This window comes from Hymenobacter latericoloratus (assembly GCF_014199535.1).
GTDB classification, from domain to species: domain Bacteria; phylum Bacteroidota; class Bacteroidia; order Cytophagales; family Hymenobacteraceae; genus Hymenobacter; species Hymenobacter latericoloratus.
Genome location: NZ_JACHNV010000009.1, coordinates 18,336 through 30,297, shown reverse-complemented (window position 1 = coordinate 30,297; position 11,962 = coordinate 18,336). Strand labels below are relative to the sequence as shown.

Annotated in this window: 10 protein-coding genes; 3 read left to right on the top strand and 7 right to left on the bottom strand. The window is 59.6% G+C overall.

The annotated features are described in order from the left end of the window. Window positions 1-130 precede the first annotated feature (130 nt). The 4 genes from GGU46_RS19575 to GGU46_RS19560 all read right to left on the bottom strand — a co-directional run bounded on the left by GGU46_RS19575 (window position 131) and on the right by GGU46_RS19560 (window position 5,229). Window positions 131-1,978, bottom strand: coding sequence for an alpha-amylase family glycosyl hydrolase (locus GGU46_RS19575; protein ID WP_183405258.1), 1,848 nt, complete (start codon window positions 1,976-1,978; stop codon window positions 131-133). A 144-nt stretch (window positions 1,979-2,122) separates the two neighbouring features. Next, the gene (locus GGU46_RS19570) at window positions 2,123-2,830 is read right to left on the bottom strand and encodes an SDR family oxidoreductase (protein WP_183405257.1); all 708 of its coding nucleotides are present in this window, start codon (window positions 2,828-2,830) and stop codon (window positions 2,123-2,125) included. A 61-nt stretch (window positions 2,831-2,891) separates the two neighbouring features. After that, window positions 2,892-3,272, bottom strand: coding sequence for a GxxExxY protein (locus GGU46_RS19565; RefSeq protein WP_183405256.1), 381 nt, complete (start codon window positions 3,270-3,272; stop codon window positions 2,892-2,894). Between the two features lie 49 nt (window positions 3,273-3,321). Further along, on the bottom strand, window positions 3,322-5,229 hold the full coding sequence (locus GGU46_RS19560) for a glycoside hydrolase family 13 protein (protein WP_183405255.1): 1,908 nt from the start codon (window positions 5,227-5,229) through the stop codon (window positions 3,322-3,324). Window positions 5,230-5,821: 592 nt separating this feature from the next. On the opposite strand from GGU46_RS19560, the gene glgP reads away from it, so the two are divergent. Further along, complete coding sequence (gene glgP, locus GGU46_RS19555; protein WP_183405254.1) at window positions 5,822-7,474, top strand: alpha-glucan family phosphorylase; 1,653 nt, start codon at window positions 5,822-5,824, stop codon at window positions 7,472-7,474. A 224-nt stretch (window positions 7,475-7,698) separates the two neighbouring features. On the opposite strand, the gene GGU46_RS19550 is transcribed toward glgP, so the two are convergent. Then, window positions 7,699-8,286, bottom strand: a complete 588-nt coding sequence (locus GGU46_RS19550; protein ID WP_183405253.1) for an arylesterase — start codon at window positions 8,284-8,286, stop codon at window positions 7,699-7,701. 210 nt (window positions 8,287-8,496) lie between these two features. On the opposite strand from GGU46_RS19550, the gene GGU46_RS19545 reads away from it, so the two are divergent. Both GGU46_RS19545 and GGU46_RS19540 read left to right on the top strand, forming a co-directional pair. Further along, a complete protein-coding gene (locus GGU46_RS19545) occupies window positions 8,497-8,808 on the top strand; it encodes a thioredoxin family protein (RefSeq protein WP_139925097.1) in 312 nt (103 codons plus the stop codon). A gap of 12 nt (window positions 8,809-8,820) precedes the next feature. Further along, the gene (locus GGU46_RS19540) at window positions 8,821-9,063 is read left to right on the top strand and encodes a DUF6952 family protein (protein WP_183405252.1); all 243 of its coding nucleotides are present in this window, start codon (window positions 8,821-8,823) and stop codon (window positions 9,061-9,063) included. A gap of 112 nt (window positions 9,064-9,175) precedes the next feature. On the opposite strand, the gene GGU46_RS19535 is transcribed toward GGU46_RS19540, so the two are convergent. Further along, window positions 9,176-9,859 carry a carotenoid biosynthesis protein gene (locus GGU46_RS19535; protein ID WP_183405251.1) on the bottom strand — a complete coding sequence of 228 codons (684 nt, stop codon included), beginning with the start codon at window positions 9,857-9,859 and terminating at the stop codon, window positions 9,176-9,178. Between the two features lie 61 nt (window positions 9,860-9,920). Continuing rightward, entirely contained in the window at window positions 9,921-11,414 is a 1,494-nt protein-coding gene (gene crtD / locus GGU46_RS19530) for a 1-hydroxycarotenoid 3,4-desaturase CrtD (protein ID WP_183405250.1), read from the bottom strand. Window positions 11,415-11,962 lie beyond the last annotated feature (548 nt).

Here is an 11,962-nt window from a genome sequence, read left to right as displayed (position 1 = left end):
ACAGGTGAGCAGTTAAAGGGTGAAGAATGTAGAGCACTAGGCCTTACTGCCATTTTCCACTTTATCACTTACCAACTACTCACCTATCCCCTGTCACTTGTCACTTGTCACCATTTACCTCATCACCTCATTACTCTTTCGGCTTGATTTCGAAGATGTAGGCGCTTTGGGGAGCCAGCGTGAGGTTGAGGGTTTCTACGGCCGGGGCCTGGCTAAGCAGCTCCGTGAAAGTATGGAACTGCGTGGGGTTCAGGCCCATGAGCTGCATTACTTCCTTCGGGATGCGGATAGTAGGCTTATAGGTTTTGTCGGGGCTGAAGTTGGCTACGATGAGTAGGCGCTGCTTGTCGGTGAAGCGCAGGTAGGTGTAGAGCTGGCGCTGGTTGTACTGGGCGCCCAGGTTGTTGGCATCCTGCAGCTCGTAGAAACGGCCGCGCCGAATAGCCTCGCTCTGGCTGCTGAGGTTGAGCAGGCGAGAGTAAAATGCCTGCAGCTGCTTCTGCTCCTCGCTGAGCTTGCCACCGTCGAACTTGCCGCCGTTCATCCACTTCTGGTGTTCCGGCACGCCCCAGTAATCGAAAATGGTGGTGCGGCCGTCCTCCCCCGAGAAGCCCTCGGAGCCGTGGGCCGGCTCGCCTACGTCCTGCCCGAAGTAGAGCATCACGGGACCGGTACCGAGGGTGGCGGAAACCGTCATGGCCGGAATGGCGGCGCGGGGGTTGCCGGCGAAGTCTTTGGAAGTGATGCGCTGCTCGTCGTGGTTTTCCAGGAAGCGCAGCATGTGGCCCGAAAAGCCCCGGCTTTCCTGGCTCCACACCTTGGTAATATCCTCAGTGGTGCCCTCGCCGCGCATCAGGCGGCGCAGGCCGTCGTAGAGGCCTACCTTATCATAGAGGTAATCGAAGTGGCCCTGCTCGATGTACATCTTGTAGGTTTTGGCGTCGTAGGCCTCGCCGATGAAGATGAGGTCGGGCTTCACTTTCTTCAGCTCCGGAATTACCCAGGCCCAGAACTCCACCGGCACCATCTCGGCCATGTCGCAGCGGAAGCCGTCCACATTCTTCTTGGTCCAGAACACCAGGATGTCGCGCATTTTCAGCCAGGTGTCCGGAATAGGCGTGAAGTGCTGGGCGCGCCCGTTCTGGTAATCAACGCCGTAGTTGAGCTTGATGGTTTCAAACCAATCGTCCACCTTGGGGGCCTCCGAAAACACGTCGTTGCCGGTAGCCTTAGCGGGCACCTCCTGAAACTTCTTGTCCTCGCGCGGACCAGCCAGCGGCCCTAGCGGGTTGTAGCCGGCCGGCACCACAAACGACTTGCCGGGCAGGTAGTAGAAGTTGTTGTTGGGCGCGAAGGCCTTGGTCTTGTCGTCCTTCTCGCCCAGGTCCACCACCCCCGCCGGCCGCGCATCCGACTTGTAAGTGCGAGCTACGTGGTTGGGAATGAAGTCGATGATGACTTTCAGGTCGTTGTCGTGGGTGCGCTTTACCAGGGCCTCAAACTCCTGCATGCGGCTCTTCACGTTCACGGCCAGGTCGGGGTCCACGTCGTAGTAGTCCTTCACGGCGTAGGGCGAGCCGGCGCGGCCTTTCACCACATCGGCATCGTCGAGGGCAATGCCGTGCTTGGTGTAGTCCGTCATGGTGGCGTGCTCCAGCACGCCGGTGTACCACACGTGCGAGGCGCCCATCTTTTTAATGGCTTGCAAGGCCGTGTTGCTGATGTCGTTGAACTTGCCTACCCCGTTCTCCTGGAGCATACCGTAGGGCTTGTTCACGGCCGTTTTGTTGCCAAACAGGCGGGTCATCATCTGGTAAATCACCAGCTTATGGTCCTGGGGCTGCTCGTCGGTGGTGTTGGGGTCCGAGGAAAAAGCGGTTTCGGCCACGGGCGCGGAAGATTGCGAAGAGAGAAGAGAAGAGGAAAACGAAGCCAGCCCCAGGGAAAGGGCCGCCGCGGGCAGTAGCAGGTGCTTCATAGGTGCGTTCAGTTGCCAGTTGCGGGTTGTCAGTTATCAGGTTAGCTATTTTGGAACTGAGGAAGAAATACACAGCGTAATCTACTGCCTGCGAGGGAGGAACTGGTAACTCACAACCCGCAACTGGCAACTGCATGTGAAAGATTACCACTCCTGGGTAAGCGGGTGGAGCATGAGCTCGTCCACTACCACGTGGGCGGGGGCTTCCAGCACGTAGCGCACAGCCTGGGCTACATCGGAGGGCTTGAGGTGGGTTTTCTCGGCCTCCGTGCTGCCAGGCTTCGATTCGTTGAAGTAAGTGTCCACCATGCCGGGGTAAATGGTGCTGACCTTTACGCCGTAGGGCCGTACTTCCTTGCGCAAGGAGCCCAGCAGGGCATCCTGCGCGTATTTGCTGGCACCATACACAGTACCGTGCTCAAAAGTGCGCTTGCTCACATCGGAGGCAATGCCCACAATGTGGCCGTGGCCCTGGGCCTTGAGGTGGGGTACCATGGCCTTGCACAGCAGGAAGGTGCCTTTCACGTTCACGTCGAAAATCCGGTCCCATTCGGCGGCCTCGAAGTTTTCGAGCAGGTTGAAGGAGCCCACCCCCGCATTGCAGACCAGAATATCGAGGCGGCCAAAGCGGCTGAGCGTTTCAGCCACGATGAACTCCGCGTCGGCTTCATCGGCTACGTCGGCCGGAATGGCGAGGCCCTGGGTTTTCAGGGTAAGCTCTTCCAGCTCTTCGGCGGTGCGGGCTACGGCTACCACTTTGGCGCCTTGCATGGCCAGGAGCAAGGCAATGGCTTTCCCAATGCCGCGGCTGGCACCGGTTACAATGGCTACTTTATCGGTTAGGTCGGTCATGGTTGTTCTGGTTTAGGGTTCCCGCAGAGGAGCGCGGAGGGTGCGCAGAGGTTCGCCGAGTTCAAGTAAGACCATTGACTTTGCGCACTATGCCTTCCTTAACGTGGGAAACATTGAAGTTGATCAGTAAGCCGAGCTTAAGGCCGGAAAGCTTTAAGTACGTCAGCAGTTGCTTGTGATGAACGTCGAGTAGAGTATCTACAGACTTAATTTCCACAATAACTTTCTCTTCCACTAACAAGTCGAGTCGAAAGCCAACCTCCATGCGCTGAGTCTTATACAGCATGGGCAGCGGAACCTGGCTTCGCACTCTTAATCCTGCTTGCTGGAGCTCAAAGATCAGGGCAGCCTCATATACCGATTCCAGCAGTCCCGGACCCAAAACGGTATGCACATCAAAAGACGCCTTCCGAATCAGGTAAGAAATATCGTTTTCGTGCATCTGCGAACCTCTGCGTAACCACTGCGCTCCTCTGCGGGAACCCTAACCCCTACTTCTTTAGCTCCACCACCCAAGCCGTACGCCCCGGAATTTTAAAAGACTTCAAATCAGAAAGCGTGGCGCCGGTTACTACCTCCGTGCCGGAGCTAAACCCGGTAAACCGCTCCGCAAAGCGGACCCCGTCCACGGTCTTCTCTTCCTTGTTGCCGTTCAGCATGATCATCACGGCCTGGCCCTGCTCGTTGTAGCGGAAGTAGGTGTACACGCCGTCCTGCGGAATGAACTGCATCAGCTTGCCAGTCGCCAGCACGGGGGTTGCCTTGCGGTACAGAGCCAGCTTGCTGAGGTAGTTAAACGCCTCGCCGGCCTGGCCCGTGCGGCCGGCCGCCGTGAAATAGTTCTGCTTATCACCCGCGAAGCCACCGGGAAAGTCCTCGCGCACTTTGCCATCGGGGTTCGAGAAGTTCTTCATCAGCACCTCGGTGCCGTAGTAGAGCTGCGGAATGCCGCGCGTCGTCAGCAGCCAGGCCACGCCCAGCTTGTACTTGGCAAAGTCCTCCCCTATTACGGAGTAGAAGCGGCTCATGTCGTGGTTATCGAGGAAGGTCACGTTGCGGGAGGCGTCCTCGTACATCCAGTCGCCCTGCAAGGCTTCGTACAGGCGGTTCATATTAGGCTGGTCGCCGCGCAGCGCATCGTGAATAGCGCCCTGCGACTGGAAATCGAACACCGACTCCAGGTTGGACTTGAACCCATCGACGGGCTGGAAGATGTTACGGGCGAAGAAAGCCTGCTGGGCCGTGCTGCCCACCCAGGCCTCGCCAAACAGGAACAGCCGCGGAAACTCCTCCTGCAGGGCCTGGCCCCACTGCATCAGGAACTTGGGGTCGGAGTAGGGGTAGGTGTCGATGCGGTAAGCGTCGAGGCCGGTGTACTCCACCCACCACAGGAAGTTCTGAATCAGATAGGTAGCTACCAGCGGGTTGCTCTGGTTTACGTCGGGCATGGTCGTGTCAAACCAGCCCTTGTTGTAGAGCTTGCGGTCCAGCTCCGAGCCGTAGGGGTCGTTGAGGGCCGAGGAGTTGTAGTTGCTGCGCGTGAACGTGGGCCACTGGTTAAACCAGTCCTTAGCTGGCTGATCCAGGAACAGGTAGTTCTTGCTGCCCATGTGGTTGAGTACCACGTCGTGCACTACTTTCAGGCCGTTCTGGTGGGCCTTATCCACAAATTGCTTGTATTCTTCCAGAGTGCCGTAGCGGCGGTCGGTGTTGTAGTAGTCGGTGAGGGCGTAACCGTGGTAGCTGGCCTTGGGCATGTCGTTTTCCGTGACGGGCGTCATCCACAGGGCCGTGGCCCCCAGGCTCTTGAAGTAGTCGAAGTGGTTTTCGATGCCCTTCAGGTCGCCGCCGTGGCGGGAGTACATCGAGTCGCGGGCCACCTGGGGGGCGCGCATGCCTTTGATGTAGTCGTTTTTCGGGTCGCCGTTCGAGAAGCGGTCTGGCATCAGGAAGTAAATAAAGTCCTGCTGGGTCAGGCCCTGCACCTTCTGCTGGTCGCCGGGGGTAGTGCGCTGGCGCAGCTCGTAGGCGTAGGTCGTTTTCTTGTCGCCCTTAAACTCCAGCTGCAGCTTGCCCGGCTTGGCCGTGGCACTGATGGTGAGGTTGAGCAGCAGGTAGTTGGGGCTTTCCAGCTTCTGCACTCCGTCCAGGGTCACGCCCTCATAGGCCCGCAGGGTAGCCGTGCTGTTGGCAATGCCCGGGCCGTGCACCAGCAGCTGCAGCTTGGGGTTCTTCATGCCTACCCACCAGAAGGTAGGGTCGATGCGCTGAATACCGGCGGGTTTAGCGGCCGGAGCCGGGGTAGCAGCGGTAACAGCAGAAGCAGAAACGGCAGCGGCGGGCGAAGCGGTAGCTAATACGGCGCCGGCCAACAGGGGCAGAAAACGGGCAGAAATCATACGCGAGTGGGATGAGAAAACGGAAGTGGCAAGGTACGCACCCCCACGCCTGAAACGCTACTGTTGAATGCGGCCCCAATGATGATGTATTGACCGATTTATAATTCGGTATTGATAGATTTACTTATCCGCCCGGTTTCAGCAGGCTAATAGGGTTGCAGTAACTATGTTTCGGGCGCTCTGGCCAAGCTTGGCCGCCAGACAGTACGCTCTTCTGGAAACAAAGCAAAAAATGCCGGAAAAAACCTATTTGCCGGCGGCCCTGGCCCGCTTTGCCGCCGTCCGGCTGCGGCCCGCTTCTTACTTATGGGCTCTGAGGCAGTTAGGCGCTCAGCTGCTTATTACGCTGAGTTAGCCATCGGGTAAGGCCGCGCTGGCAACGGCAGCACTAGTCAGGCCGAGATTCGGGCTTCGGTGAAGCGTATGATGATGCTGATTTGTCTTTTGCTGGTGGCAGGTTTGCATTTTAGGCCCCCGGCAGCCAGCGGCCTGGTAGAGTCTGCACTTTTCCGCTTTTTTTGAGTCTGAATTCGTAGGTGAATTCAATTAGCGGGCATACCGTCCGCACATTCATTTTGTCTTACCCCCTTTTATGGCTTTTGACCTTCAGATGTACACGCCCGCTCCGGAATTCAGCACCCCGGCGGCTTATTTTTCCATGGAGTTCGCGCTCGACCAGGCGCTGAAAACCTACTCCGGCGGCCTGGGCTTCCTGGCCGGCTCGCACATGCGCTCGGTGTATGAGCTGAAACAGAATCTGGTGGGTATCAGCATTCTGTGGTCGTTTGGCTATTACGACCAGGGCCGTAACGAAGACCAGAGCATGCGCGCCGACTTCCGCCTGAAGCACTACAGCTTCCTGCAGGACACGGGCCTGGTGTTCCCCATCGAAATCCACAACGCCCAAGTGCTGGTGAAGGCCCTGTACCTGGCCCCCGATACGTTCGGGACGGCCCCCATGTTTTTCCTGACCACCGACATTCCGGAAAACGACTACCTCTCGCGCACCATCTCCCACCATCTCTACGACGCCGATACGGCTGCCCGCGTGGCCCAGAGCATTCTGCTGGGGGTAGGCGGCGGCAAGCTGCTGGATATATTGGGCCGCCAGACCGAGGTGTATCACCTCAACGAAGGCCACGGCCTGCCCCTGGCGTTCTACCTCTACGACAAGCACGGCCGCAACCTGGAGGAGGTAAAGAAACGCCTGGTGTTCACGACCCACACCCCGGAGTTGGCCGGCAACGAGGAGCACCCCGTCAAGCTGCTGCACAAGATGTCGTTCTTCGGCAATGTGCCGCTGGAGGAGGTGCACCGCCTGGGCCTGGTGGAAAACGACAGCCTGAATTACACCCTCACGGCCCTGCGTTTTTCGCGCATCAGCAACGGCGTGTCCAAGGTGCACGGTGAGGTAGCCAACGACATGTGGGGGCACTACGCCGGCATCAGCCCCATTATTGCCATTACCAACTCGCAGAACGGCACCTACTGGCGCGACCAGCAGCTGCACGCGGCCCTGGAAGCCGGCGACGATACGGCTCTGAAGGCCCGGAAGCGGGAGTTGAAAAAGCAGCTCTTCGAGATCGTGGCCGACCAGACCGGTACCCTCCTCGACCCGGAGGTGCTGACCGTGGTGTGGGCCCGCCGCTTTGCCGGCTACAAGCGCGCCGACCTGATTTTGCGCCACTTCGAGCGGTTCCTGGAAATCGTAAACAACCAGGAGCGCCCCGTGCAGGTGATTTGGGCGGGTAAGCCCTACCCCAAAGATTTTGGCGCTATCGGGCTGTTCAACAGCATCATCGAGAAAACCAAAAACCTGAAAAACTGCGCCGTACTGACGGGCTACGAGCTGGCTTTGTCGGCGGCCCTGAAGAAAGGCTCCGACATCTGGCTGAACACCCCGCGCTACCCCCGCGAGGCGTCCGGAACCTCGGGCATGACGGCCGCCATGAACGCCTCGGCCTCCCTGAGCATTGCTGATGGCTGGATTCCGGAGTTCGTGCGCCACGGCGAAAACGGCTTCATTATCGAGCACACCGACATTACCAAGCCCGATGAAGAGAAGGACGACATCGAGGCTACCAACGTGCTGGATGTGCTCGAAAACGAAATCGTGCCGCTCTACTACGGCCAGCCCGAGAAATTCCTGGAACTGGTAAAAACCGGCATGCGCGAGGTAGAGCCCGAGTTCGAGTCGCACCGCATGGCCACCGAGTACTACGAGCGGATGTATAAGGTGAAGTAAGGTGATGAGGTAAACGGTGATAGGTAACAGGTGTCATGGCGAGGAGGCCCGACGACGCCATCCTTCCTGACCAATGTGCTACCCCCTAAAACGTGACAAGCCCTTGACGCTACCATACGTCAGGGGCTTGTCGGTTTATCAGGCTGGTTACGGAAGAGAGAAAAGGTAGCCTTAATACTGACCATGACATCTCTTACTTGTCACCATTTACCCCATCACCTCATTTACCTCAGCACTCCCTCCAGCACCGTCCACACGTTGTTGGCCAGAATCTTCTGGCCCTCGGCGTTGGGGTGCACACCGTCGGGGAGGTTGAGGTGGCGCTGGCCGATGACGCCGTGGAGTAGGAACGGCACGAAGGCTACCTCGTTCTTTTCGGCTAAGAGACGGAACAAGGCCTTGAACTCCTGGGCATAGTGACCCATGCGGCCCCCGCCCAAGGTGGCCAGGGGCCCCAGATCAAAGGGAAACTCCAGGCCCACCAGCACCACGCGCGCCTCGGAGTGGGCGCGGCGCACCTCGTCGAGAATGAACTGCAGGTTCTGGGTGGTTTCGCGCACGGGAATGCCGCGCAGGCCGTCGTTGGCGCCCAGCTCCAGTACAAACACGTCAATCCGCTCAAAACGACCCAGCACCGAGCTAATGCGCTGACGACCCCCGGCCGTGGTTTCGCCGCTAACACCGTAGTTATACGCTTTGTAAGGCAGGGCCAGGGTGTCGATTTTCTCCTGAATACGGGCCGGAAACGATTCGCTGGCGCGCAGCTGGTAGCCGGCCGTCAGCGAGTCGCCGAAAAACACAATAGGCTGCATAGAAAGGCAGGAAGTAATTCGGATAAGTGATACTAACGTAACGAGGCCCGCTGCGGAGGGTTCCGGGCGGGCCGCCAACCTGAGGCGGGAGTGGAAATCAATCTTATAAGCCAGGTAAACTTTTTTGTCGTTTTCGGGCTTTACCTTTGTCGGTAGATGAGAATGATTCTTATCTGCCGACTGCGTTTTATTAACCAACTTCAACAGATAATGCCCGTAACGAAAGCCACCGACGCTGATTTCCAACAACTACTGCAGGACAACGAGAAAGTAGTAGTGAAATACTACGCCGACTGGTGCGGTAACTGCCGCCTGTTTTCGCCCAAGTTCAAGCGCCTCGCTGAGGCCCACGAGGGCATTGCCTTTTTGGATGTAAACGCTGAAACCAGCCCCGAGGCCCGCAAACTGGCCAGCGTAACCAACCTGCCCTTCTTTGCCGTGTTCCGCAACGGGGAGCTGGTAGAAACCGTGGCCGCCAGCAAGGAAGAAGCCGTAGCCAGCCTGATTTCCCGCCTCAACTAAGCGCGCCGCCCCATGAAAATGCCCGTTATCAAGCGCCTGGTGGAAACCCAGACGCTGGAAAGCCTGGTAGCCGCCGAAGAGGCCTTGCTGGAAGAGCAAACGCCGGCTTTCGAGGTGGAAGGCGAGGATGAAGGCGAGCAGCTGACCCACGTGTTTGCCGCCATTTTTATCCTCAACCACATGCAGGACCACGGCACCGATTTCAAGACGGCCCTGCGTGAGTACACCGCCAAGGTGCGCGTGTCCATCAGCTAAAGCCCCGGCTGGCCCGGCCCCGGCGGGGCCGCCCGGAGCAGAAACCGCAAGCCCCTACCTTCCGTCGGAAGCTAGGGGCTTGCTGCGTAGGAGGGGGTAGGCGGGCCGGGGCTCAGAGCTTCATCCCGAGGCCGAAAAAGAACAGCAGCTGCAGCAGGTACACGAACGGCACCAGGGGGTTGCGCTTGATGAACTCTACCCGATTGAAGTACACCTGCAGGATCAGGCTGACCAGAAACCAGCCCTTGAAGTTGAGCAGCGGAATGACATCGTACTGCCAGCTCCAGAAGTCGTAGCGTACGGCCACCGGCTCCAGGGCCACATCCAGGCCCACGAGCAGTACGGCCCCCACCACGGCCCGCAGAAAGCCGGGCAGGGGGAGGTAGCGCGTCAGGATGCCCGCCGAGTACGTGAGTATCAGCCAGTTGACGCCAATCATGAGGGGCGTGTTGAGCCATTTGATGCCCAGGGTTTCGCCGTAGGTGTAGTGCCCGAACAGCAGGCCCGTGCGCACGCCCACCACCTCCACGAAAAAGCCTGCTACCATGGTCACGATGCAGAAGCTCCAGAAGGCCGGGGTGCGGCGGGGCTGGAAAGCCAGCAGCAGCCCCAGGGTCAGGAGCAGATTCAGGGGCACGAACTGCAGGTAGAAGCTGGGGTCGTCGGAAAAACCCAGGCCCAGAAAGCCGGTTACGTGAAACAGCAGCAACACGCCCTGGGCCCAGCGCAAACGGCGCCGGTGCGCCTCGGCGCTGACAAGGGGAGCCGTAGGAAGTTGTTGCGTGGTATCGGTCATGAGCAAAAGGGGTAGGCCGCGAGCCGGTCGGAGAGCAAAAAAGGACCCCGACCAGGAGCGGCTAGTTATCAATCAGGTCAGAAACAATACGGGCCGAGAGCAGGCACAGCGGAATACCGCCGCCCGGGTGCACCGAGCCGCCGCAAAAGTACAGGCCTTCCAGCTTCCGGGAGAAGTTGGGGTGGCGCAGGAAAGCGGCCAGCGTGTTGTTGCTGGAGCTACCATATAAGGCCCCCCCGAACGAGGACGTACGGGCCTCAATGCCGGGCGGGTCCCAGATGTGCTCGGCCCGGATCAGGGGGGCCACCTCGGTGCCCAGGGCCTGGCTTACGCGCCGCAGCACGGCTTGCCGGGTGCGCTCCACCAGGGCAGGCCAGTCCTGGCCCTGGTTGTGGGGTACGTTCACCATCACAAACCAGTTTTCGTGGCCGGGGGGCGCGTCGGTGGGCGTGTGGCCCGAGGTGATATTGACGTACACCGTAGGGTCGTCGGAGATGGTCTGCTCCCGGAAAATGGCGTCGAACTCGCACTTGTAGTCCGGGGAGAAAAAAATGTTGTGCACGCCCAGCTCGGGAAAGCGCCGCCCAATGCCCCAGTAAAAGATAAGCGCCGAGGACGAGCGGGGCTGCCGGAGTGTGCGCTCCGGGGCGGGCTGCCGGGGTAGCAGGCGGCGGTAAGTGGGCACCACATCCATGTTGCTTACTACCCGGCTAAAGTCGTACACCTCCCGGGACGTACGCACGCCGGTTACCCGCCCTGCCGCCGTCAGAATTTCCAGCACCGGCTCCTGGTAGCGGAACTCCACGCCCAGCTCCTCGGCCAGCCGCACCAGGCTTTGCGCTATGGCATAAATGCCGCCCTCGGGGTAGTAGGCGCCCAGGCCGTGCTCCAGGTGTGGAATCAGCGAGAGGGTAGCCGGGGCCTGATAAGGGTCGGAGCCGTTGTAGGTGGCAAACCGGTCGAAGAGCTGCACCAGGCGCGCATCCCGGAACGCGGCGGCGTGGCGCTGGTGCATGGTGCTGGTGAGGCCCAGCTGGGGTAGGGCTGCCAGGGCCTGCAGCACGTCGGGGCTGAGGTAGGTGCCAGCCTTGTGCAGGGACTTGTGCAGGAAGGTAGCGGCCGTGCCCTCGTAGGCGCGGCGGCTGCTGTCTAAAAACCGCAGTACCTCCCGGGCCGGCACGCCCAGCTTTTCTTCTATCTCCCGGGCAAACCGGGGTTCGTCGGCCCAGGCCGTCAGGCGGGTGCCGTCGGCAAAGAAGTACTGCGTAATGGGGTCGAGGCGCTGGTAGCGGAAATAGTCCTGGGGGCGGCGGCCGGCCAGGGTAAACAGCTCATCTACCAAGTGGGGCAGGGTAAACAGGGAGGGGCCGCCATCGAAGCGGTAGCCGCCGGGCAGCTCTAGCTGGTGCATTTTGCCCCCAAACGACTCCTGCGCTTCAAACACCGTTACGCGGTGCCCACGGACGGCCAGCCGCACGGCGGTAGCAATACCCCCGATACCAGCCCCAATAATGGCTACGGGGTGGGTGGGAGCAACAGATTGGGAAAGCGGCACGGGTAGGAAAGAAAAAAGAAGGCGCCAAGGCGCGGAGAACAACAAAACGGACTTGGCACAGCACGCGCGCCCGCACGAGCCGGCCCGCGTTTCAACACAAGGTACAGCACGGAATTGTTTATCGGGACTGGAACAGGCAACAACCCGGCTGCCCAAAGAATATTTCCCGAGCCAGCCGGTTTTTTGGTTGTTGCCTAACTGCGGCTTATCTGCCGGAGCTTGTCGCCGCAAGCCCAGGGCGTGGTTTTCTGCGTGTGCAGTAGGTGTATAAGAAGGCGTGCGGAGTGCTCCAAAAACGAGTTTGCGGGCTGAAAACGCATTTTTGACGCTTGTTTTTATTCGCCGGCCGCTGATATATTTGGTGACAGCCTAGCAGAAAATACCTCCCGGCCCGGGCCCTGCACGACGTTGTTTCACGCGGCCCGGCTTCCTACCGGTATGGGTAACGCCCAGCCAAACAAAGAAAGGTGGCTGGGCCCTGTCCCGGCCGTCGGGCCGCCTTGGCAGGCTACTGTGGGCGCCTTCGCGCTACGGCAACGGGTAGCGCC